General features: G+C 33.6%; 21 protein-coding genes, 2 tRNA genes and 2 rRNA genes (1 of these 25 cut by a window edge). 9 read left to right on the top strand and 16 right to left on the bottom strand.

Translation table 11 applies throughout. The features are described 5' to 3' along the window. From FH779_RS02505 to FH779_RS02470, 8 genes are all read right to left on the bottom strand, one after another. Positions 1-503: ribosomal RNA gene (locus FH779_RS02505) — 23S ribosomal RNA — on the bottom strand; it reaches 2281 nt to the left of the window's first position. Positions 504-690: 187 nt separating this feature from the next. Then, positions 691-764 (bottom strand) — tRNA-Ala (locus FH779_RS02500). A gap of 15 nt (positions 765-779) precedes the next feature. Further along, a tRNA-Ile gene (locus FH779_RS02495) sits at positions 780-853 on the bottom strand. Positions 854-957: 104 nt separating this feature from the next. Continuing rightward, positions 958-2476, bottom strand: a 16S ribosomal RNA gene (locus tag FH779_RS02490). Together the 16S and 23S rRNA genes with 2 tRNA genes alongside form the textbook arrangement of a ribosomal RNA operon. Before the next feature lie 1262 nt (positions 2477-3738). Then, the gene (locus FH779_RS02485) at positions 3739-4680 is read right to left on the bottom strand and encodes a YihY/virulence factor BrkB family protein (RefSeq protein WP_180905927.1); all 942 of its coding nucleotides are present in this window, start codon (positions 4678-4680) and stop codon (positions 3739-3741) included. Between the two features lie 103 nt (positions 4681-4783). After that, entirely contained in the window at positions 4784-6388 is a 1605-nt protein-coding gene (locus tag FH779_RS02480; protein ID WP_180905926.1) for a pyruvate dehydrogenase complex dihydrolipoamide acetyltransferase, read from the bottom strand. A 5-nt stretch (positions 6389-6393) separates the two neighbouring features. Next, the gene (pdhA, locus tag FH779_RS02475; RefSeq protein ID WP_114999057.1) at positions 6394-7398 is read right to left on the bottom strand and encodes a pyruvate dehydrogenase (acetyl-transferring) E1 component subunit alpha; all 1005 of its coding nucleotides are present in this window, start codon (positions 7396-7398) and stop codon (positions 6394-6396) included. A gap of 56 nt (positions 7399-7454) precedes the next feature. Continuing rightward, entirely contained in the window at positions 7455-7928 is a 474-nt protein-coding gene (locus tag FH779_RS02470) for a cytidine deaminase (protein WP_038337075.1), read from the bottom strand. 107 nt (positions 7929-8035) lie between these two features. On the opposite strand from FH779_RS02470, the gene FH779_RS02465 reads away from it, so the two are divergent. Next, positions 8036-9562: a YifB family Mg chelatase-like AAA ATPase gene (locus FH779_RS02465; protein WP_114999055.1), complete on the top strand. Its 1527-nt coding sequence runs from the start codon at positions 8036-8038 to the stop codon at positions 9560-9562. Between the two features lie 79 nt (positions 9563-9641). Here the strand turns inward: FH779_RS02465 and FH779_RS02460 are convergent, their stop codons facing one another. After that, on the bottom strand, positions 9642-12554 hold the full coding sequence (locus tag FH779_RS02460; RefSeq protein WP_180905925.1) for a VIT domain-containing protein: 2913 nt from the start codon (positions 12552-12554) through the stop codon (positions 9642-9644). A 205-nt stretch (positions 12555-12759) separates the two neighbouring features. On the opposite strand from FH779_RS02460, the gene FH779_RS02455 reads away from it, so the two are divergent. Continuing rightward, positions 12760-12933, top strand: coding sequence for a hypothetical protein (locus FH779_RS02455; protein ID WP_180905924.1), 174 nt, complete (start codon positions 12760-12762; stop codon positions 12931-12933). Positions 12934-13001: 68 nt separating this feature from the next. On the opposite strand, the gene FH779_RS02450 is transcribed toward FH779_RS02455, so the two are convergent. Next, positions 13002-13976, bottom strand: a complete 975-nt coding sequence (locus tag FH779_RS02450; protein WP_038337083.1) for a PhoH family protein — start codon at positions 13974-13976, stop codon at positions 13002-13004. A gap of 76 nt (positions 13977-14052) precedes the next feature. Here FH779_RS02450 and FH779_RS02445 point away from each other — a divergent pair, with 76 nt between their 5' ends. The 4 genes from FH779_RS02445 to gldG are packed head-to-tail and all read left to right on the top strand — an operon-like array spanning position 14053 to position 17883. Next, positions 14053-14895: an SAM hydrolase/SAM-dependent halogenase family protein gene (locus FH779_RS02445; protein ID WP_135835240.1), complete on the top strand. Its 843-nt coding sequence runs from the start codon at positions 14053-14055 to the stop codon at positions 14893-14895. Between the two features lie 40 nt (positions 14896-14935). After that, positions 14936-15481: a CopD family protein gene (locus FH779_RS02440; protein ID WP_038337072.1), complete on the top strand. Its 546-nt coding sequence runs from the start codon at positions 14936-14938 to the stop codon at positions 15479-15481. Between the two features lies 1 nt (position 15482). Then, positions 15483-16211 (top strand): ABC transporter permease subunit, encoded by a 729-nt coding sequence (locus FH779_RS02435; RefSeq protein ID WP_180905923.1) that lies wholly within the window; start codon positions 15483-15485, stop codon positions 16209-16211. A gap of 4 nt (positions 16212-16215) precedes the next feature. After that, the gene (gldG, locus tag FH779_RS02430; RefSeq protein ID WP_244958008.1) at positions 16216-17883 is read left to right on the top strand and encodes a gliding motility-associated ABC transporter substrate-binding protein GldG; all 1668 of its coding nucleotides are present in this window, start codon (positions 16216-16218) and stop codon (positions 17881-17883) included. Between the two features lie 198 nt (positions 17884-18081). On the opposite strand, the gene FH779_RS02425 is transcribed toward gldG, so the two are convergent. Beyond that, positions 18082-18432 (bottom strand): 4Fe-4S dicluster domain-containing protein, encoded by a 351-nt coding sequence (locus tag FH779_RS02425; protein ID WP_114999046.1) that lies wholly within the window; start codon positions 18430-18432, stop codon positions 18082-18084. 62 nt (positions 18433-18494) lie between these two features. Between FH779_RS02425 and FH779_RS02420 the strand changes: the two genes are divergently transcribed. Beyond that, complete coding sequence (locus tag FH779_RS02420; RefSeq protein ID WP_180905921.1) at positions 18495-19556, top strand: acyl-CoA reductase; 1062 nt, start codon at positions 18495-18497, stop codon at positions 19554-19556. Between the two features lie 148 nt (positions 19557-19704). Here the strand turns inward: FH779_RS02420 and FH779_RS02415 are convergent, their stop codons facing one another. Beyond that, positions 19705-21795, bottom strand: coding sequence for an outer membrane beta-barrel protein (locus tag FH779_RS02415; protein ID WP_180905920.1), 2091 nt, complete (start codon positions 21793-21795; stop codon positions 19705-19707). A gap of 115 nt (positions 21796-21910) precedes the next feature. Between FH779_RS02415 and FH779_RS02410 the strand changes: the two genes are divergently transcribed. Together FH779_RS02410 and FH779_RS02405 are read left to right on the top strand one after the other, a co-directional pair. After that, the gene (locus FH779_RS02410) at positions 21911-22345 is read left to right on the top strand and encodes a hypothetical protein (RefSeq protein WP_180905919.1); all 435 of its coding nucleotides are present in this window, start codon (positions 21911-21913) and stop codon (positions 22343-22345) included. Positions 22346-22360: 15 nt separating this feature from the next. Next, positions 22361-22831 carry a hypothetical protein gene (locus FH779_RS02405; protein ID WP_180905918.1) on the top strand — a complete coding sequence of 157 codons (471 nt, stop codon included), beginning with the start codon at positions 22361-22363 and terminating at the stop codon, positions 22829-22831. Between the two features lie 52 nt (positions 22832-22883). On the opposite strand, the gene ftsY is transcribed toward FH779_RS02405, so the two are convergent. The 4 genes from ftsY to rpmB form a co-directional block, all read right to left on the bottom strand. Continuing rightward, entirely contained in the window at positions 22884-23846 is a 963-nt protein-coding gene (gene ftsY / locus FH779_RS02400; RefSeq protein WP_038337066.1) for a signal recognition particle-docking protein FtsY, read from the bottom strand. 124 nt (positions 23847-23970) lie between these two features. Continuing rightward, positions 23971-24120 (bottom strand): DUF4295 domain-containing protein, encoded by a 150-nt coding sequence (locus tag FH779_RS02395; protein ID WP_084106961.1) that lies wholly within the window; start codon positions 24118-24120, stop codon positions 23971-23973. Between the two features lie 14 nt (positions 24121-24134). Beyond that, positions 24135-24317 (bottom strand): 50S ribosomal protein L33, encoded by a 183-nt coding sequence (rpmG, locus tag FH779_RS02390; protein ID WP_038337065.1) that lies wholly within the window; start codon positions 24315-24317, stop codon positions 24135-24137. A gap of 11 nt (positions 24318-24328) precedes the next feature. Beyond that, positions 24329-24565, bottom strand: a complete 237-nt coding sequence (gene rpmB, locus FH779_RS02385) for a 50S ribosomal protein L28 (RefSeq protein ID WP_038337064.1) — start codon at positions 24563-24565, stop codon at positions 24329-24331. Positions 24566-24633: the final 68 nt, after the last annotated feature.

Here is a 24633-nt window from a genome sequence, read left to right as displayed (position 1 = left end):
AGGCGTACGGTTTCAGGTTCTATTTCAACTTTCTATTCGAAATGCTTTTCACCTTTCCTTCACAGTACTAGTTCACTATCGGTCTTTGAGGAGTATTTAGCCTTGGAAGATGGTCCTCCCATATTCGGACAGAATTTCTCGTGTTCCGCCTTACTCGTTATCAACTTAATAAAAATTTCATTTACGGGACTATCACCCTCTACGGTTAACCTTTCCAGGTTATTCTATTATCATTATAAAGTCTTTAGGGCTAATCCGCGTTCGCTCGCCACTACTTACGGAATCTCAATTGATTTCTTTTCCTATTGGTACTTAGATGTTTCAGTTCCCAACGTTCGCTCTCACTTACGTGAGTGACATGTCTTCAACATGCCGGGTTGTCCCATTCGGAAATCTACGGATTAATGCGTATGTGCCGCTCCCCGTAGCTTATCGCAGCTTATCACGTCCTTCATCGCCTCTCAAAGCCTAGGCATCCGCCGTACGCCCTTTGTAACTTTTTTCTCGATTTAACCGTCATATTATTGAGCGGTTATGTTAATCTTACTCGTTTTCTTGATTAATTGTATACCTTATATAAACTTTGATTTATCTCTAAATCTGTTTTGATTGTATGTTTTTTTTCAATAATGTCAATGAACTCTTCTGCTTTAAACGAATTTCGAAGTTCGAACTTCGTTTATCGCTTCGTGGAGAATATCGGAGTCGAACCGATGACCTCTTGCGTGCAAGGCAAGCGCTCTAGCCAGCTGAGCTAATCCCCCTCTTTACTATATTAGTAGTCTCAGGCAGACTCGAACTGCCGACCTCTACATTATCAGTGTAGCGCTCTAACCAGCTGAGCTATGAGACTCTTTAATACTCTTAAAGAGTGGTCTATATTTATAAATATTACAGAATAAAAAGCCGAATCAAAATCAATCTTCTACTAATAGAAGAAAATTCGTCGTTCTCTAAATATGAGATGTTCCAGCCGCACCTTCCGGTACGGCTACCTTGTTACGACTTAGCCCTAGTTACCAGTTTTACCCTAGGCAGCTCCTTTTACGGTCACCGACTTCAGGTACCCCCAGCTTCCATGGCTTGACGGGCGGTGTGTACAAGGCCCGGGAACGTATTCACCGCATCATGGCTGATATGCGATTACTAGCGATTCCAGCTTCATAGAGTCGAGTTGCAGACTCCAATCCGAACTGAGATAAGTTTTTGAGATTCGCATCTTGTTGCCAAGTAGCTGCCCTCTGTACTTACCATTGTAGCACGTGTGTAGCCCAAGACGTAAGGGCCGTGATGACTTGACGTCGTCCCCACCTTCCTCGCGGTTTGCACCGGCAGTCTCATTAGAGTCCCCGTCTTTAAACGCTGGCAACTAATGATAGGGGTTGCGCTCGTTGCAGGACTTAACCTAACACCTCACGGCACGAGCTGACGACAGCCATGCAGCACCTTGCATTCTGTCCGAAGAAAAATCTATTTCTAGATCTGTCAAATTGCATTTAAGCCTTGGTAAGGTTCCTCGCGTATCATCGAATTAAACCACATGCTCCACCGCTTGTGCGGGCCCCCGTCAATTCCTTTGAGTTTCATTCTTGCGAACGTACTCCCCAGGTGGGATACTTATAACTTTCGCTTAGCCACTGAATCCGAAAATCCAACAGCAAGTATCCATCGTTTACGGCGTGGACTACCAGGGTATCTAATCCTGTTCGCTCCCCACGCTTTCGTCCATCAGCGTCAGTTTATGTTTAGTCACCTGCCTTCGCAATTGGTGTTCTGCGTAATATCTAAGCATTTCACCGCTACACTACACATTCCAGCAACTTCAACATCACTCAAGACTAACAGTATCAATGGCAGTTTCATAGTTAAGCTATGAGATTTCACCACTGACTGATTAATCCGCCTACGGACCCTTTAAACCCAATAAATCCGGATAACGCTTGCACCCTCCGTATTACCGCGGCTGCTGGCACGGAGTTAGCCGGTGCTTATTCTTCTGGTACCTTCAGCTACTTACACGTAAGTAGGTTTATCCCCAGATAAAAGTAGTTTACAACCCATAAGGCCGTCATCCTACACGCGGGATGGCTGGATCAGGCTTCCACCCATTGTCCAATATTCCTCACTGCTGCCTCCCGTAGGAGTCTGGTCCGTGTCTCAGTACCAGTGTGGGGGTTCACCCTCTCAGGCCCCCTAAAGATCATCGTCTTGGTGAGCCGTTACCTCACCAACTAACTAATCTTACGCATGCCTATCCTACTGCGATAAATCTTTCAAAAATTCATGATGCCATGATTTCTATTATAAAGTATTAATCCTCCTTTCGAAGGGCTATCCTTTTCAGTAGGGCAAGTTGCATACGCGTTACGCACCCGTGCGCCGGTCTCTATCTCCCGAAAGAAATATACCCCTCGGCTTGCATGTGTTAAGCCTCCCGCTAGCGTTCATCCTGAGCCAGGATCAAACTCTCCATTGTAAATAATTTTTTTTTGAAGCGTTAGCTTCTGTTTTTTACAACTTCGAATTTCCTATAGCTCCATTATCCAAGGATTGACTTCGTTTTATTCGGCTATTTTTTCTTCTGTATATTTTATAATTTCAAATGAACTTCTCATCTTAGCAAAACCTCTCGGTATTTGCGGTTGCAAAGGTAATACTTATTTTTTAACTAACAAATTTTATTTCGAAAATTTTTAAAGTTTTTATTTCAATAAGTCAAATTTACTTTCACTCCAAAACTCCTTTCGGGATCGGTTTGCAAAGGTAATACTTATTTCTAAACTCGCAAATTTATTTTTAAATAATTTTTATCGCTATATAAGTCCCTATGTCAATTTCAATACTACTCGTCTTTCGTATTGAGGTTGCAAATATACGTACCCTTTTTCCGCTTTTCCAAACATAATTTACATTTATTTTACATTCTGTTCTTAAGTTGCTGGTATGACGCGAAATATTTTTTGAAATTTTTAGGTTTAAAACGAGAGATCGACAATTTTAGACGGGAAAATGGATGATTTACGAGTGACGATTTTGGATTTACGAATGGAAAATTATGGGGATTTAGTGGAATAATAGAATAACAAAGGAAAATACTTTCATTTTGTCTTGATACAAAACATTTGAAATTAGGAAGAGAAACTCCTGTGGAGCTTAGATATATTCATTCATTTTGTCTTGATACAAAACATTTGAGATTAAGAGAAAAAATCATGAGATGATTTTGGGTATTAAAATCAAGACCTCAATAAAAAAGCTAAAATGATTCATTCTGCGCGAAAAGATTTAAAAACCTATCGGCTAAATCTTTTTCTTCGCTTCGAATTTCTTCATTTATGAACGCCTTTTTATTGAAAGGTCATTTTTTCGATTTAGTTAAAAATAAGAAAATTTGTTTTTGATTATTTGGATGTGATGCTGAAACGAGTTCAGCAGGACTGGGTGGAGATAATTTTATCGAGAGATTTATAAGAATACTAAAAAGGATTGTGTATATTATATAGTATATTTTTCTGTTTCTCGAAACTTAGAACTCATTACTTACTACTCTGAACTAAAAAAACACTCCTATAATCCCCTCAAGGGGATAGTTTCGTATTTCGTTTTTACCGCAAGAAATGATTAGACGGTGATGGTTTGCTGATTTAAGCAAATCAACAACGGATACTTTGTGGCTATCTACTCGGGAGAAATTGTCGCTTCGCGACAATTGTTTATTCAAAAAAAAATCAATTATTATTAATCGATACTTTTGTAATCGTGTTTTTCTGCAATATGATCTACAAAAGACACTTTTCTAAGCTTCGCATTTCGTTTTGGAATAATAGGGTAACCTTTGGCTTCGGCAAATACTTTTGTGAATTTTGCGCCGAAATATAGAATTGTTGCAACATAATAAATCCACAACAAAAGAATAACCAACGAACCTGCCGATCCAAAAATGGTAGAATATTTGGAGTTTGCGATATAAATACCAATTAAATATTTTGCAATAAAGAATAGAATCGCCGTAAAAAACGCTCCTACAAAAGCTTGTTTTGCTTTGATACGTGCATCGGGAAGAATCTTGAAGAGAATATAAAATATCAAAATCGAGATTGAAATACTCAATGTATTATTAAGAAGAATAACTGTGGTCTTCGTCATAATGGTATCGAGTTCGAAAAGACTGAAAATTTCTTCTCCAAAACTCATTAATATACTATTTAATATTACTGTTGCTATTAAAACTATTCCTAATGAAAGGATAATCAAAAATGAAAGCCCTCTATTTATTACAAATTTCAACCAAGCTCTACGAGGAACTGCTTCGACACGCCAAATAAGATTGAGACTATCTTGCATATCGGTGAACATTGTTGTAGAACCAAAAATCAAAATTCCGATACCTATATATAAAGCAAGCGAACTATCTCCTGAAATGGTAGAATTTGTAACAAAATTTTGTACAGCTAAAGCGACATCTGGACCAACAATATTTTTAAGCTCATAAAACATTCGGTTTTCGATAGCATCTTTCTTAAAGAATAAACTTGCACTGGAAATTACAATCAGAATTAATGGTGAAAGTGAAAACAATGCGTAATAAGTTAACGAAGCGCTCAATTTCATAATTCGGTCCTCACCAAATTCAACAATTGTCTGTTTTAAAATATTAAAGTAGAATTTTAGTTGCTTCATTAAATTAATTACTTTAGAGATTAAAGATACAAATTCATAAAATCTATAACAAAAAAAAGACCATTCGATGAATGGTCTTTAAAAAAATATATTAAATCTTAGCTTACACTAACATTGTAACAGGATTTTCGATGTACATTCTTAATGTTTGTAAGAATTGTGCACCTGTTGCTCCGTCTACTGTTCTGTGATCACAAGCTAAAGATAATTTCATTGTGTTACCAACTACAACTTGTCCGTCTTTTACAACTGGTTTTTGAATAATTGAACCAACTGATAGGATACAAGAGTTTGGTTGATTGATAATCGATGTGAATGATTCGATTCCAAACATACCTAAGTTTGAAACAGAGAATGTTGATTTTTCCATTTCATCTGCTTTTAATTTGCGATCTCTTGCACGACCTGCATAATCTTTGACCTCAGCAGAAATTTGAGCAAATGATTTTTGATCTGTATTTTTAACAACAGGAACCAATAAACCATCTTCTACAGCAACTGCCACACCGATATTGATATCTCCATGTTGAATAATTTCTGTATCTGTCCAAGTAGAATTAACAGCTGGATGTTTGCGTAAAGCCATTGCACATGCTTTCACAATCATATCGTTGAATGAAATTTTCGTATCAGGCACTGAGTTTAATTGTTTGCGCGCAGCAATCGCATTATCCATATCCAACTCTACATTTAAGTAATAATGAGGAGCTGTAAATTTAGATTCAGCCAAACGTTTAGCGATAACTTTTCTCATTTGAGAATTTGGAATCACTTTATCTTCTCCAGAAACAAAAGTTTGAGCTGGTTTAACTGATTCAGATTTTGCTTCCGCTTTTGGTTGAGCAGATGGTTGATAATTTTCGATATCTTTTTTCACGATACGTCCATTATCACCAGAACCTTTCACCTCTGCTAAATTAATTCCTTTATCTTTTGCAATTGTTTTTGCTAATGGCGATGCAAAAATACGATCAGAAGAAGAAGTTTCTTCAACCTTATTATTTACATCTAATTGTACAACTACTGGTTTTTCGTCATCAACAACTTCTGTAGAAACTGCTGGTGCAGCAACTTTACCTCCGTTTGCTACAATTGCAGAAACGTCAGTACCAGCTTCACCAATAATTGCTAAAACAGAATCTACTGGTGCAGGCTCGTTCACTTTAGCTCCTTGATATAATAAAACACCATCAAATTCTGATTCGAATTCTTGCACTGCTTTATCTGTTTCAATTTCTGCTAAAATATCACCTTCCGCAACTTGATCTCCAACATTTTTGTGCCAAACAACTACAGTTCCTTCTTCCATTGTATCAGAAAGGCGAGGCATTGTAATTACTTCCACATTTGCAGGGATTTCTGCAGCAGGTTTTGCTTCTTCTGTTTTTGTTTCGCTGGGAGTTGATTTTTCTTCTTTCACTTCAGTAGTCGCTTTTGCTCCTCCTCCGATTAAACCTGAAATATCTTCTCCTTCATTTCCGATGATTGCTAAAACTTCATCAACATTTGTTGATACACCTTCTGCAACACCTTGATATAATAATACTCCATCAAATTCTGATTCGAATTCTTGGATTGCTTTATCTGTTTCGATTTCTGCTAAGATATCACCCTCAGCAATTTTATCTCCTACATTTTTGTGCCATTTTACAACAGTTCCTTCTTCCATTGTATCGCTTAAGCGAGGCATTGTAATAATTTCTGCCATGGTTTTTAGTTGTTTTCGATTTTATCTAAGAATGGATAATTTTCTTCTGAATAGATATAATCATACATTACGTGTTCTTCTGGATAGTTAGAGTTTTCTGCAAATTCTGCACATTCTTCTACCATCACTTTTACTTCATCAACAATTGCATCTAATTGTTCTTTAGTTGCCCAATTGTTTACTAAGATATGATTCTCAACATTCAAGATTGGATCTTCTTGTTTGTACTCTTCTACCTCTTCTTTTGTACGATAAGGCTCAGCATCAGACATAGAGTGACCTCTATAACGATATGTACGTACATCTAAGAAAGTTGGTCCATCTCCACGACGCGCTCTTTCGATAGCTTCGTAAGCTGCTTCTGCAACTTTTACAGGATCCATACCATCTACAGGCATACAAGGCATTTCGTATCCTAAACCTAATTTCCAAATATCTTCGTGGTTTGCAGTACGAGAAACAGAAGTTCCCATAGCGTATTGATTGTTTTCGCACACAAAAACAACTGGTAATTTCCAGTTCATCGCCATGTTAAATGTTTCATGTAATGTTCCTTGACGAGTTGCACCATCTCCCATTAAACAGATTGTCACACCATCGCGGTTGAAGAATTTATCACCAAAAGCAATTCCTGCTCCTAATGGAATTTGTCCACCAACGATTCCGTGTCCTCCATAAAAATTATGTTCTTTACTGAAAACGTGCATAGATCCTCCTAAACCATGAGAAGTTCCTGTTTCTTTACCACATAATTCAGCCAAAATACGTTTTGGATCTACACCCAAAGCCATAGGCCAAACGTGACAACGATAAGCAGTAATCACATGATCTACTCCAGGTTTCATTGCATGAATAAAACCAGCTGGTAAAGCTTCTTGTCCATTGTATAAATGTAAGAAACCTCTAATTTTTTGCTTTAAATATAATGAACGACACTTATCTTCGAAGCGACGCCAAAAAGTCATATCACGATACCATTGTAGGTACGTTTCTTGCGTTAATTTTTCCATAATTGCACAATTCCGTTGGAACAAATTTAAACTAATCTATTTAGTGTACAAAATTGCTACCCTAAAAATTCATCAGTAAAATGCAATGGAAGCAAATCTTTAGCAGAATTTATCACCAAAACATCACCTTCTTTTCCAGATAAAATAATTTCGATTGGTTGCGATTGCTTCTTTTCGATCTCTAAAATATATTGACGACACATCCCGCATGGAGGCAATGGATAATTGACATTTGGCGTAGAAACAGCCAATTTTTCAATCTTAATATTTGGGAAGTTTGCATTTACATAAGCCAATAAACCTCTTTCGGCACAAGTTCCGACTGGATACGAAGCATTTTCTTGATTTGAACTCGAAAAAATTTCTCCATTTTCTAATTGAACAGATGCACCAACATTGAAATTAGAATAAGGCGCATATGCATTCAACGAAATATCATAAGCCTCTTCTACTACTTTTTTTTGTTCTGCTGCAAGCTCAGATTTACTCTCGAATCGTTCAAATTCAAAAGAATATTTTTCTTTTTTCATATAGAATTTACACCAAAGTGTATTATTTAATTAATTATTAAATACTTAAATCCTTTCAGCTATTTTATTCAATAGAAAAAGGAAGTAAATTTATAAAAAAATATTTTATGTTAGTGAAAATTTTTGCAAGTGCTATTTTCGGAGTTTCCGCAAAAACAATTATTGTGGAAGTTAATATTGATCAAGGTGTCGGGTATCATTTGGTTGGTTTGCCCGATAGCGCAATAAAAGAAAGTAATTTTAGGATAAATGCTGCACTAAAAAATTCTAATTTGAAATTACCTGGTAAAAAAATCACGATTAATATGGCGCCAGCAGATTTACAAAAAGAAGGTTCTGCCTATGATTTACCAATCGCAATTGGAATTTTAGCAGCTTCGGAGCAAGTAAATTCTGAACAACTCCATAAATTTATAATGATGGGCGAATTATCGCTAGATGGTTCACTTCGACCTATAAAAGGTGCATTGCCGATTGCAATACAAGCAAAAGAAGAAGGTTTCGAAGGAATTATTTTACCCAAACAAAATGCAGACGAAGCAGCTGTTGTAGAAGGAATCGATGTTTTTGCGGTTAATAACATCAGAGAAGTTGTTGATTATTTTAACGAAGAAATCATTTTACAACCTCATCAAGTTAATTTAGATGATTATTTTTTTAGTGAAATGAATAATTATCCTTTCGATTTTGCTGATGTAAAAGGTCAAGAAAATGTAAAACGTGCGATGGAAATCGCTGCTGCAGGAGGACATAACATTATTTTGATCGGTCCTCCAGGAAGTGGAAAAACAATGTTAGCCAAACGAATTGCTTCAATTCTTCCGAAAATGACCGTACAAGAAGCGCTCGAAACAACAAAAATTCATAGCGTTGCTGGAAAATTATCTAACAAATCATTAATTGTAAGTCGTCCTTTTTCTAGTCCACATCATTCTATATCGGATGTCGCCTTAGTCGGCGGTGGTTCTTATCCACAACCTGGAGAAATTTCTTTGGCGCATAATGGTGTTTTGTTTTTGGATGAATTACCCGAATTTAAGCGAACTGTTTTAGAAGTTATGCGTCAACCTTTGGAAGATCGAGAAGTCACAATTTCGAGGGCAAAATTCACTGTGAATTATCCTGCGAGTTTTATGTTAGTAGCTTCTATGAATCCAAGTCCGAGCGGTTATTTTATGGATGATCCAAACAACACTTCCTCTTTAGCGGAAATGCAACGTTATATGAATAAAATTTCTGGACCACTTTTGGACCGAATTGATTTACATATCGAAGTGAATCCTGTTCCGTTTGATGATTTGTCGCAAGAACGTCGTGGCGAAAAAAGTGCTGTGATTCGTGAACGTGTCATTAATGCAAGAAATATCCAGACCAAACGATTTGAAAATACAAAAGTCCATTACAACTCGCAAATGGGACCAAAAGAGTTGGATACTTTTTGTGATTTAGATGATCATTCGAAGCATTTAATCAAAGTTGTTATGGAAAAATTAAATCTTTCTGCTCGTGCGTATGATCGAATTATTAGGGTTGGACGAACAATTGCAGATTTAGATAATTCTGAAACTATTCTTTCAAAACATATTAGTGAAGCTATTCAGTACAGAAGTTTGGATCGAAATCAGTGGATGTGAGTTTAATTATTAATGATGAATGATGAATTATGCGTTATGCAAAAAAAAGGAATCTCTTTCAAGATTCCTTTTCCATTTACTAAAATTCAAATTCACCAACCAAAATTCCTTCGCCGCCAGAATTTGGCTTGTTATTCTGGAAAGTAATCATTTTCTTCACTTGTTTTCCTGAGCTATACATCAAGTAAATCTCTGCCGAAATAGTTGTTGGCCCTGAAATACTCATTTGTCTTTCTCCGAAAAAATTCGTTTCTATTTTATATTTTCCTTTGATCGCTTTTTTTAACATAAATTGTTCTGGTCCGAAACCTTGCGTCACATCCTCACTCATTCGTCCACCAATCGCAGTTGTACGATGTCCGTAAAAACATTTCTCGCCATTTGGATCCGTCACCCACAAATCAATATCGGTCATATCTTTATTCCAATTCATCACCACACGAATATCAACCGGAATATCAACAATGATATCTTTATTAATTTTCGATAAATTCAATTCTTTTCGATGAAGCGAAATCAAATTATTAATTTCAGGAACAATAATCTCTGTAATATCTCGATCACGATTAGCAATTTCTATCGAATAATCGTTGGTCAATACTTTATATAAATGCTCTAAAGCCGATTGATATTGCTCATTATCTTGTAACGACAACGCATAATCTCTATAACTTTGCGCATCAAAAGGTCGCCAATCTAATACTTTTTTCGTGATAAATAATTCTGTTTGATACTCCTCAATTTCTTTCAATTTGTACGCTAACATTTTATACAATTCAGCATCTTCCAAACCTAAATCTGCAATCGAGCTTAAAATTTTAAGACCAGTTTCTTTTTCTTTTTTCTGAAAGAAAAATGTTGCCACATCAAAATAATACGCAGGTGTTTCGGCATAATCTTTTCTCAAATCTAAATAAGTTTGATATGGATTTTTAGACGCTTCTATCAACTTCATGTATTGTTTATCCGATTTTACATTGACTATTTTAATTTCTGGAACCGAAGCTGATGATTCATCCTTCATTTTTTTATCAACAGAATTATTCAAACTTGACGCTCCTCTAATTCTCATATTAGATGTTGTAGTTGGACTTCCTTCAGTTCTAACTTCCATTGCAGCCATAGCTCTTGGTTCTGGCATTACCATATTCACTTGCGCAGTCTCTTCTAAATAAGTTATAGAATCCGTAACAGGCTTTGGATATTTTGGTTTTACATATTTAAAATCTTTCTTCCACCACTCTTTCAATTCCTTTGCTTTCACAATTGCATTTTTCAACAAATCAGCTTTTCGAGTTTCTTTTTGTTCAAAACCTTGTTTCGATAATTTATTAAATTCATTTTGCAATTCCGCTGGTGGATTGATTTTATACTTTACATAATCCGAAACATTTTCCAAAACAATCAAACTTGTATTCGATGTTACAATCGAAAATTGTTTCCCAATTTCTTCAATTTCAGTTTTATTTTGCTCTGGATTCAATTCCAAATAATTCACTTTGCTTTGCGCCCAAATTTTACTAATTTCAAGATTTTGAGTTGATTTACTCAAATCCAATTCTTTGTTGAATTCCACTTTTCCATTTCGTCCAAACATCATCGTTAATTTTGCATTTGGATACTGAGAAATTCCCGCAATCGAAATTCCATTGTTCACATCATTTGTCGAAATTGGATAAACTTCTCCTGCTGTATTATTGATAATTCCTAAGAATTGAACCGAACTTTCATTGATTTGTTTGAACGCATTTTCTACAGAATTTTCATTTAGATTGATAAATTTTCCACCAGCTTTTTGCGCAATCATTTTCAAAACACCATAATTAGAAGTCGGCGAAGACGCAATTGTATAGAAAGATTTATCGATATTAAAAATATTCGAGCCAAAAGATGAAATTCCATCAGAAAACAAAAGATATTCGTCTGCTTTCAGATTTGTTGGAAGAATTTTTGCATAATTTGTTCCTCCATCATATGTCACATTTTCCAAATATTTTTTCAATTCAGACCAATCACCATTTTTAATTTGAAACAATCTCGATTTTTCCAAAGAAATATTCAACAACGAAACTTCAATATTTAGATTTTTTTGTTGAGAAATAATTTTATCTAAAAATTCTAATTCTTTTTGATGATTTCGTTTCAAACCACTTAACGAATTATCCCAAATTATTCCGATATTTTTTGACCAAACTTTTGGTTGAGATTTTGCATCAACCAATAAATTCGCATAAAAATAAACCGAACCATCTACATTTTTCTGAACAAAAGATTCTACATTATTCGGCGATTTTGGAAGATTAATAATTAATGATTTTTTAGGTGTAAAATCTGTTTTCGACAAATTTGCTTCATATATATTACTATTTTCAGAAAAATTGAACGAGCCATCTGGCGTTTCAATTAATTGCGGTTTTTCAGCAGCATTGTACACTTTTGTTGTCAAATTAAACTTCGCAATCTTCTTCGAAGAATCTAATGGCAAATGATATTGATACGACGATTTATCCAATTTCAATTCTTGGTAATATGACAACTGAATCGTACGCGAACCTTTTGCTGGAATCGGAGAAATTCGAGTTCGGAAATTATTTCCTTCTACTTTTTCGATAATTCCGGGATCGATATTTTGCTTCTGAATACTTTCGAAAACCTCAACCGCACGCGCTTTTGTAACGGGAACTGCATTTCGCAATTTTCCATTAATATCAATTGCATATCCATTAACCGTCGTGTTTTCGGGCAAAGGAAAAACTAAATTCCCTTCGAGATTTCGACTTGACGAATTCATAAAAACTAAAGTTGTTGTCGTTTTGGCTAAATTTCCAAAAATCTCAATTTGTACATCCATCGATTGCAAACTCACAGAATTTTCGTCTGGGCGTTCACCGATTTCGATACGCGGAAATCCGATTCGAATATCTTGCGCATTTATTTTTGTAGAAAAAAACATTCCAACAAAAACGAAGAAAAAAGAAAATAACTTTTTCATATTGTTTGATTTGTAAGTTAGATGCAACAAATTACAAAAAGGTTGGTTGATGTGAAAAAGTTTTAAGTGTTGAGTTGTTAGTTATAAGTTTATTTTAGATTTCCCCTTTTGTTGGAATGACATTTACTTGATTTTAGAATTGAATATTTTTTACAAAAATTAGAAATAAATCATTATATTTGATTGAATTACAATTTATAATAAAATGAAAAACATATTATATATAACGGGATTAGTTTTAATATTAACTTCAATTTTATTAATCTTAGAATTTTCTGATTCTAATAGAATGAGCTTAATTGCAGGAATGATTTTGCCAATAGGATTAGCGTTTAACATTTTAGGTTTTACTTTAAAAACTAATCCACTAAAAGAATAAATTTAATATTCTGCCATAAATATTAAATCGAAAAGCCAATTGCTCTTAGAAACAATTGGCTTTTTGATTTACTTTTTTATATCTATTTTCTCTCGCTCTTTATCTTCACTCACTTTGTAAGCTTTCAAGACTTCGCGAACAATCTTGTGTCGAACAACATCTTTATCATCCAAATAAATAAATCCGATATCTTTTACATCTTTCAATATATTAATCGCTTCACGTAAACCAGATTTTTGTTTTGGTGGTAAATCGACCTGACCAGGATCTCCTGTGATAATAAATTTAGAATTTTTTCCCATACGCGTCAAAAACATTTTCATCTGGGCATACGTTGTATTTTGTGCTTCATCAAGAATTACAAAAGCTCCGTCCAACGTTCGACCACGCATAAATGCTAAAGGCGCAACTTCTATCACTCCTTTTTCTGTATAAGACGAAAGCTTCTCGAACGGAATCATATCTTTCAACGCATCGTACAAAGGTTGTAAATATGGATCTAATTTATCTTTCATATCACCTGGTAAAAAACCTAAATTTTCTCCAGCTTCTACAGCAGGACGCGTCATAATAATTCGGCGAACTTCTTTGTTCTTCAACGCTTGTACCGCCAATGCAACAGCCGTATAGGTTTTTCCCGTACCAGCAGGTCCAATTGCAAAGACCATATCTTTGTTGTAAACAGTTTGTACCAGCTTTTGTTGATTAGGCGTTTGAGGTTTGATGATTTTACCATTTACACCGTGTACAATAATTTCGTCTTCTTTTTTCATTTGAAGCATTTCATTATTATCTTCGGTCATAATGATTTCGAGTTCGCGATCAGATAGTCGATTGTATTTGTGAATATGCTGAATTACTCTTTGCATTTTTTGGTCAAATACTTTCAGAACATCTTCATTTCCAAATACTGTCAACTCTCTTCCGCGAGCAACAATCTTTAATTTTGGATAATATTCTTTGATTCTTTTTAGATGTTCATTATTAGCACCATAAAAATCTTGAGCATTAATTTCGGCTAATTCAATATTAATTTCTGTCAAATGAGATTGTTTTTTTGGTTCACTTACACAAAAATAAAGAATAATAAACAATATATTTGCTAATTATTAGAGAATAGTGGCAATTATTACATTAACATCGGATTTTGGAGTCAAAGATTACTTTGTTTCTAGCGTTAAAGGCGCAATTCTAAAGGAATTGGCCGATGTTACAATTGTAGATATTTCGCATCATGTTAATCCTTATGATTTATCTGAAGCTGCCTATATCATTCGTAATTCTTACGAAGAATTTCCTGAAGGAACTATACATATTATTGGGATTAATGCCTTAAGTACGCCTTATCAAAAGCCAATTTGTGCATTAATCAATCATCATTATTTTATTTGTGCAGATAATGGAATTTTATCCTTGATTTGTCAAAAAAATCAACCAGAAGAAATTTACGAAATCACTGCTTATCCAGAAGGAATAGACAGTCTATTTCCAATGAAAAATTGTTTTGTGCCAGTTGCATGTCACTTGGCGCGTGGCGGAGTTCCGGCTCTTTTAGGGAACAAACGTACAGAAATGAAACAATTGAATGAGTTGAAACCAATTTATCGCGATGATAAATATATCATAGGAAATGTGATTTATATTGATCATTTTGGGAATGTTGTAAGTAATATTTCAAAAGATTTTTTCGATGAAATTGCACAAGACAGAAAATATAAAATTTTGCTTCGTCAAAAAGATTTCTCGATGACCGATATTACTGTTATTTATGAGCATTACAACGAAGTTGTACAAGATTTTAACAAAGAAGTGCAAGCTTTTGGGCGAACATTGTGTTTGTTTAATTCGGCAGGATTCTTAGAAGTTACTTTATACAAAAGTAATCCAACGATATCAGGAGGTGCGAATCAGTTAATGGGATTGAAGAAAAACGATACAATTACAATTGAATTTGAAAATTAACGCTGAGAAAATTTAGTATTAGAGAGTTTACAATAACTATATGACTTATAATTATTTAATATACAAAGCAATACACGTTATCTTCGTGGTAAGTTACTTTGCTGGTTTATTTTACATTGTTCGTTTAATGATTTATCATACAGAAACGCAACAAATGGAAGAACCAAAAAAATCAATTTTGCAGGATCAATATACCTACATGGAGAAAAAATTATGGAATGTAATTACCGCTCCTGCTTTGGTTATTTTGATTACAATGGGATTGAATATGCTTTACAAAAATCAAGGTTTGCTGCATATGCCTTGGATGAAAAGTAAATTGGGAATGATAAGTGTTTTATTAATTTATCATTTTTGGTGCTGGCGAACGTTGAAACAAATTCAAAATAAAGTTTTCAAATACACTTCTGTTCAACTGCGAATGATGAACGAATTGGCAACAATTTTATTATTTGTTATCGTGTTTGCTGTGATTCAAAAAACAGATTTTGGTCGAGATTGGTATTGGTCAATTGTCAGTTTCTTTGGTTGTGGTATACTACTTATGCTTATTGTACGTTTAATTAATCGTAATAATAAAAAATAACATGTGGACGATCTTCAAAAAAGAGTTTTCCAATTTTTATTTAGGCTTCACCGCCTATTTAGCAACCGCGACATTTGTTATCGTTTCGGTTTTGTTCCTTTGGTTTTTTGATAACGAATTCAATGTTTTCAATACGGGAAATGCAACTTTAAATAGTTTTTTCTTTGTCGGACCTTGGATTTTTCTATTCATGATTCCAGCTTTAACGATGAAATTAATCGCGGAAGAGCAAGCAAACGGCACATTATTGTGGTTATTTACACTACCTATAAAAAATAACCAAATTATTTGGGGCAAATATTTAGCAGTCGTTTCAGTTGTCGTTTTTTGTCTGCTTTCAACTTTCTTGTTCATCATTACGTTGCAAGAATTTTTGATGCCTGAACAAGAATTAGATTACGGAACAATTTTTTCTGGCTATTTAGGACTTTTCTTTTTAGGAAACTTATTCGCCGCAATTGGTTTATTTACCTCTTCTATTACCAAGAATCAAGTAATGGCTTATGTTTTGGCGGTTTTCTTTTGCTTCATTATTTTTTATGGATTCGAAAGTTTAGCGTCTTATAATTTACTTGGTTCGATGGATTTCTATGTTCAAAAAATTGGAAGTTTTACACATTACAACCAGTTTTTGAAAGGAATTATTGACACACGAGATTTACTTTACTTTTTGATTTTGATTGGAATTTTAAATCAAATTTCAATCGTTAATCTTGAAAATAAAAAATAGTGCCATGAAAAAATTAAACAAAAAACATCTAATTACTTTCATCGCATTTATCGCGCTTTTTATCATCGCTCAATTTGTTTACACACGAATTGACATGACGAAAGACAAACGTTTTACGTTAACTTCTACAACAGAAAAGTTAGTAGAAAATGTAAAACAACCGCTTAAAATTGAAATTCTTTTGGGTGGAGATTTAACGGGCGATTACAGAATTTTGAAAAACGAAATTCAGTTTTTATTAGACGAACTTCGCGAAAAAAATAGCAATATTTCTTATTCTTTTATTGATCCTGTCGATTTAGGACAAGCCGAATTAGAGCAAAATAAATTGACTCCAGTTCCGATTAAAACCGACAAAGGAATTTTGAATGTTTATCCGTACGCAAAATTAACTTACGGCGACAAATCGACTTATATGGAGGTTTTGGTCAATGACCCTTCTACTCCATTTGATAAATTAGCGTTGGCTTCAACAGAAAAATTAGAATATTTATTTGCCGAAAAAATTCAGAAAGCAACCAATTTTGAGCGCAAAAGAGTTGGTTTTATCGTTCATCATGACGAATTACCAGAAGCTAATATTCAAGGATTAGGTTCTGCTTTGTCAGAAAAATATGATGTTGAGATCTACCTTAATCCAATTGCAAACAAATCGTTTACTTTACAACCTTCTGATTTGGATAGTTTGAAACGTTTTGATGCGTTAATTATCGCAAAACCTACATTACCTTTTTCTGATATGGATAAATTGGTTTTGGATCAATATATCATGAATGGTGGAAAAATGATGATGGCTGTGGAAACTGTCGATGCTGAAATGGATTCTATTTTCCGAAGTGGAAAAATCGTTGCTTTTCCAAGAGATTTGAAGTTAAATGATTTCTTATTCAATTATGGTGTTCGCATTCATCCGGCTGTTATAAAGGATATGAATGGGGCGCAAATTGTTTTGGCTGATGGTGAAACGGCAGGAAATACAAGTTACAATTATTACAATTGGCCTTATTTTGAGTTAGGAATTAAAGGAGAAGAAAACCCAATTACAAGTTCAATCGATCCTGTTTTATTCCAATTTGCAAATCCAATCGAATTACTAAAAAATCCAAATATTAAGCAAACGGTTTTATTGAGTTCTTCTGAACAATCAAGTTTGAAACCTGCTTTAAATTATATTCAATTAAACGAAGTTGAAATCGAGAATCCTGAAGAATATAAAATGGGAAAAATTCCGATGGCAGTTTTGTTAGAAGGTAATTTCAATTCGGCTTATGCTTCGCGTTACGAACGTAAAGAATTTCCGAATTTCAAACCGAAAACTACTGACGGAAAAATGATCGTTATTTCGGACGGAGATGTTTTGAAAAATGCTTTGTGGAGAGGAATTCCGATGCAATTAGGAGAAAATAAATTTTCGGTTCGTCCAGATAATCCAGACGGAAAACCGAAAACATACGCCAACCAAACATTTGTAATGAATGCGATGGATTATTTATTAGGTGATTCTGATTTCTTGGCTCTACGTAATCGTAAATTAGAGATTCCTTTGTTGAGCGAAACAACTGTTTTACAAGAAAAATCTACTTGGCAAATGATTAATCTACTTGTTCCAACTGCTATTATTGCTTTATTAGCTGGAATTGGATTTTGGATTAGAAAGAAAAGATATTCTTAAAAAAACGAATTTCGAAGCTCGAGTTTAGAAATTAATAAAATGCAATAGGGATTGAAGTGGAAATCCTTTTTTGATAACTAAACGAAGTCGAAGTTTGAGAAAAAGATTGCAACGAAAAGCCCGCCCGAAGGGATTGCCCAAAAACTAAAAAAACCTCTCAAATTCTGAGAGGTTTTTATATGTAAAGTTGTGACGATTTTACTCTAAGTGCATAAACGCTTTTTTGCTCAAAAGGCGCTCCTCGCTTTCTACGTGGTTATCATCAGGCACACAACAATCCACTGGACAAACTGCCGCACATTGTGGTTCTTCGTGGAAACCTTTACATTCAGTACATTTATCGGGAACAATGTAATAAACCTCATCACTCACAGGATCTTGCACCGCATCAGCATCAAAAGTTGCGCCGTCTACGTTTACAATTGTCCCGCTAAGAGAAGTTCCATCAGAATATTTCCAATCTACCGCAGCTTCATAAATCGCGTTATTTGGACATTCTGGCTCACAAGCTCCACAATTTATACATTCATCTGTAATAATTATAGCCATTGTATCTGTTTTTTTATTTCCTACATTTGCAACTACAAAATTACATTTAATTTTCAGAAAAAATGACATTTGAACAAAGGATTTCAGCATTTAACGAATTGGGGCAGTTTTTTAATTTTATTATAAATAATGATTCAATTAAAGACGCGGAACTGACAGAAAAATTCGAGAATTGGAAAGAAGAAGCTGAATATGCGGTGAGCGATGCAGAAGCCTACAACAATTGGTTTACAAAAGATAATATTACGTTAGCCTTGAAAAGTTGGGCAAAAGCTTTAACGGAAGAAAATTTATTGGCTTGGACGAAAGATTATCCATTTGCTGAAACACCAAAAAATGTTGGAATTATAATGGCAGGAAATTTACCTTTGGTTGGTTTTCATGATTTGCTTTCTGTTGTTATTTCTGGAAATAATGCGTTGATTAAAACTTCATCAAAAGATGATAAATTAATCAAATTAGCGATAAAATATTTGTATTCGATTGATGAAAATTTCAAATCGATTATTCAAACTGTTGAACGATTAGAAAATTTTGATGCGGTTATTGCAACTGGAAGTAATAACACGGCACGCTATTTTGAACAATATTTTGGAAAAGTTCCTAACATTATTCGTAAAAATAGAACTTCAGTTGCTGTATTGAATGGTTCGGAAACTGATGAAGAATTGAAAAAATTGGGTAACGACTTATTCATTTATTTTGGATTAGGTTGCCGAAATGTGACGAAACTTTATGTAAAAGATGAAGCGCAATTACCAAAAATTTTCGAAGCTATTTTTTCTTATGGTGATGTGATTAATCATCCTAAATATGCAAATAATTACGATTACAATCGTGCAATATTTTTGTTAGGAAAAGATGAATTTTTAGACAATAATTTTGTTCTGATGAAAAAAGATACAGCTTTACATTCTCCAATTGCAGTTGTAAATTTTGAAGTTTATGAAGATGTAAATGATGTAAAAAATTATTTGATTGAAAATGAAGATCAAATACAATGCGTGGTTGGAAACGATATGAGAGATAATCCGAATTATGTTGAATTTGGGCAAACTCAATTCCCAAAATTAACAGATTATGCCGATAATATTGATACGCTGAAATTTTTGGCAGAGTTGTAGATGTTAGATGCAAAAATAATTTAATTATAGATTCCTCCATTCGTCGGAATGACATCTACCTTATGTCTTGTTGAACTCGTTTCAACATCGCATCCAAATTATCAATACACAAAAAGAGAATCTTTAGGATTCTCTTTTTGTGTATTGATTAAAACGTTGCTGCTCCTGCAGTTTCATTTTCCAATTTTCGGTTGATATTTGTTTTCTTACCTGTAGCAAAATCAAAACTCAAACCAACGACAAACATCGATTTGTTGTCCCAAATTTTTCCTACACGGGAATAATCCACATATTGTTTATCCATCGTTTTTTGCTTGTAAGTCGATGGCATTCCAATCCAATACATTCCAGTAGAAAAAGTCCAATTATTGTACTTATAACTCGCAAAAGCATGGTTCATGTTTTCTTGTGTGTACAACAAAGCTCCGCCCAACGTGTAATACGGAATATTAAATTGATAATCTACACGAAAGTTTTTGTAAACAGATGATAATGCAAAATAATTTCCGATATAATCATTCTTCAAAATTCTACCATCTTTCGTTTTGAAACGTTCTGTGGCTGGCGCTACATTCACTTTTACAGTTAAAATATCTGTTCCAAAAGGTTTAATAGAACCTGTAATTTGAACACCGTAACGTTGCGAATTTTGAGCATTTTCGTACGTTAATTTATATCCTTCTACATTTCCATTAATGATATTTTGCAAATACAATTGATTAATCGGATCTTTTGTATAATGATAAAATGCATTTGTATTTAAATCAAAATATTTTGAATTGAAGGAATAAATTAAATTATTTCCAAACGATTTCTGAATAGTTAAATACGGATTTCCTTCTTGTGTAATATTTTCCACAACCTGAATCACGTTTTTACTCAATGCCGAATTCCAAGGACTTGTTGGTTTATACGAACTCGAAAAACGTAAATTTTGATTCTTCGCTAATTCGTAACCCAATACTAATTTTGGCGTAAACGTCCACGTATCTGTGTTTGTATCTTCATTCTTATTATGAACATTCGTTAATCCAACACCCAAACGATACGACAATTTTTTCGCTTTTCCAGAATATTCAGAATAGATATATTGTTCTAAATAATTTACTTTATTATTCGAAGGACCATTTAAGTTTTCTAATTTATTATCAATCGAATTATTTGAAATTCGATAACCAGAATTTAATTTTCCTTTCTCGAAACTATGCGTATGCGCTATTTCTCCTACAATTCCTTTTTGATCAGCTTCTAAATTTGTCAAATAATTATATTGTTCTGCACCAGAAATTGTTTCCCATTCGCGCGTTTCGTCAATCGATTTAGTTGTATACATCGATCCAACTACATTTAAACTTAACTCATCTTTCTTTCCTAATTTTCTCGAATAATAAAGATCTAATGTTGGTTTTGAATAATTAGAATTAGAATGTTTGTAAGTTGAATGATTCTCTAATAAACTATTTTGATAGAACAAACTTGTGCCATTCGCATAAGCAAAACTCGAACTGATATTCATATCCAACTTTGCTTGAAAAGCATATTTATCCGAATCCGAATTGGTATATCGCAATGCAATTGTTTGATCCGTATATCCAAAATATTCGTTGCGTTGATTTTCTGTTCTATAATGAATATTATTTAAGTTATAATCATAAATATTCATCGAAGTACGATCCTTATAATCTCTTAGATAGATGTTATACTCTAATCCAAAGTTATTTTTTCCTTTCGTAAAATTTGCATAAGCAGAACCATTTATAAAACCTGTTGTAAACGCCGAAGTGAGATCCGCTCCGTACACATAACCATTTTCTGGGTTTCGTGTAATCAAATTCACCACCTGATCTGCACGATTTGCATAACGCGCTGGCGGAATATCAAAATACTCAACACGAACTACATCTTGTGGTTTCACGGCACGAATTTGATTATCTGTTGCCTCAATTCCATTAATCAACAACAAAGTCGTTCCACCTTTTGTACTCTGTATTGTATTCGAAATTGGATCAACTTGTAGTTCTGGTAACGTATTCAACAAATCTTTTGCGTAGCGCGCTTTTTCTAAGGCTTCTTTATCAAACGTATAAACTGCTTTGTCCGCAAACATTTTTTTGCGTTGCGATTGAACTAAAACTTCTTTTATTTCAATTGGATTATAGTCCGTTGAATCCTGCTTTTCATCTTGTCCAAAAGCAAAAATTCCTGACAATGTAACAGCAAGTACAAAAAATTTCTTCATGGTTAATTCTACTATTAAGAGTTAGTGTATATTTATATGACGCATGAAGAACAAATAAGTTACATAAGAATTGCAATTATTTTTGATAACTTTACGCTAAACAAGATTTTTGAGTTTGAAAAAATTATTTCTTTTTATCGCACTTTTTACAAGTTTCAATTTATTATATGCGCAAGAACAAGCCGAACGTTCGTTGACAGAATATCGTGTCGAAAGTTTCCAAACGTCTTTAGTTGCGAAAAAAATGCTATACGATTGGTTAGGAAAATGGGACAATGTTTTGTACAACGAGAACAATCAACCGTTGTTAGTTTGGTCGAATAAAAATATCATTAATGAATCAAATGAAACTTTTACTTTGATTGCATCGAGCGTAGAAAATGATGAAGAAATGTACGGAACTGTTCAAGTTTTGACGAGTAAGAAACAAGATGCTTTAGCGAAAGATTCTCCTTTCAGAGAATATTTAAACGAGTTTTTAAAAACTATTTCGAAGAAAGAAAACAAAAGCAAAAAGTTTTATAAAGAATATATTAAGGTGGTTTATTAAGCTAAATTATTAGTTATGAATTATAAATTATTGACTATTTTACTTATCTGTTCCATTAGTACTTTTGGTCAAGATCAAATAAACTATATAGAAATAGAGAATACTTCATCTCATTTGTGGAGCAACACGACAATTTACATAGAATCTCCAAATGCAAATTTTCAGTCATCAAAAAATAATAAAAAAGATAAAGTATTAGTAGAAATAAAAATGAATCTTAAAGAAGATCATGATTACAAAAAAGTCATGTATATCAATCTGAATGATTTTGAAGAAATATCTACTAAATTATTAAACTTAAACCCAAAAGATTTATTTCCTCATATACAATGTTTAGATGGAAATCATACTATATTAAGTTTTAGTAATGATAGTAATTCCGTTAAATATAATATCAGTTGTACAAATAAGGAAACAAAATTTCATCAAGTTTTAGAGTTCATACTTGATAAAATTAATCTCAAAGAAAAAGATTTTTATAGATAAAAAATCCTTCAAGAAAACTTGAAGGATTTATATTTTATAGAAATTGAATTTCTTAATTATTTCGTTTAAAAAAAGAATCGACAAACTCCATTTTATTGAAAGCTTGTAAATCATTGATTCCTTCACCAACACCAATGTATTTAACTGGAATCTTAAATTGATCTGAAATTCCAATTACCACTCCTCCTTTTGCTGTTCCATCTAATTTTGTAACCGCTAAAGAAGAAACTTCTGTTGCTTGTGTAAATTGTTTTGCTTGCTCAAAAGCATTTTGACCTGTAGAACCATCTAACACTAATAAAACTTCGTGAGGCGCATCTGGAATTACCTTTTGCATTACACGTTTTATTTTTGTCAACTCGTTCATCAAGTTAATTTTGTTATGCAAACGTCCTGCTGTATCAATCAAAACAACATCTGCATTTTGTGCAACTGCCGACTGAATGGTATCAAATGCAACCGAAGCAGGGTCAGAACCCATTGCTTGTTTTACAATTGGTACACCTGCACGCTCCGACCAAATTACTAATTGATCTACAGCCGCCGCACGAAACGTATCTGCCGCTCCAAGAACTACTTTAAGTCCTTGTGATTTGAACTGAGAAGCCAATTTACCAATCGTCGTTGTTTTACCAACTCCATTTACTCCAACCACCATAATAACATATGGTACATCTTTCTTTGGAATCGAAAAACCGTTTGTATCTTCTATATTGTTTTCGGAAAGTAAGCCTGCAATTTCTTCGCGAAGAATTAAATCTAACTCAGAAGTCGAAACATATTTATCACGTTCTACACGTTCTTCTATTCGACGAATAATTTTGATCGTTGTTTCAACACCGACATCAGAAGAAATCAATACTTCTTCTAAATCATCTAAAACCTCATCGTCTACTTTAGATTTACCTACTACAGCACGACTGATTTTATCAAATAGAGAAGTTTTAGATTTTTCTAACCCTTCATCTAATTTTTCTTTGCTTTCTTTACCTAATATCTTTTTGAACCAACTCATTAATAAGCTAAATTTCTTAAAATTTTGTACGAAGATACATAAAATATAAGGAAATAAAAAAGCCGCCCTGAAAACGAGGCAGCTCAATTAACCTTAAATATTTTTTGTTAAGGAGATGATTTGATTATTTCGTGAAGAAAGAATCTGCTTCATCAGCGTTAACTACTTTTTCAACAAATACGTAAGCTCCAGATTTTGGAGATTTTACCATTTTGATAACTTTGGTCATTTTTTTAGACCCAGTTTGTAGGGTTGCTACCGTTTTCTTTGCCATCGTCTAAAATTTTATTATTTAATCTCCTTGTGAATTGTATACTTTTTCAATACTGCGTTGTATTTTTTCAACTCAATACGATCTGGAGTATTTTTTTTGTTTTTAGTTGTGATATAACGAGACATTCCTGGCATACCACTTTCTTTATGCTCTGTACATTCTAAAATAACCTGTACTCTGTTTCCTTTTTTTGCCATGGTGTCTTAAATTATTTGATTAAACCTTCTTTACGTGCACGTTTAACAGCCTCATCAACTCCTAATTTGTTGATTGTTTTTAAACCGTGTGCAGAAACTCTTAATGTAATCCACTCACCAGTTTCTGGCATAAAAAATCTCTTTTTGAACAAATTCACTTCAAAAGTGCGTTTTGTTTTATTATTAGCATGAGAAACATTGTTTCCCACTAATCTCTTCTTACCTGTAATTTGACAAATTTTTGACATCTTATTTTGTATTGTCCTATTTTAAACGGAGTGCAAAGTAACAAATTATATATTACTTATACAACTCT

It is taken from the genome of Empedobacter falsenii (assembly GCF_013488205.1).
Lineage (GTDB): Bacteria > Bacteroidota > Bacteroidia > Flavobacteriales > Weeksellaceae > Empedobacter > Empedobacter falsenii_C.
This window is presented reverse-complemented; position numbering and strand designations above follow the sequence as displayed.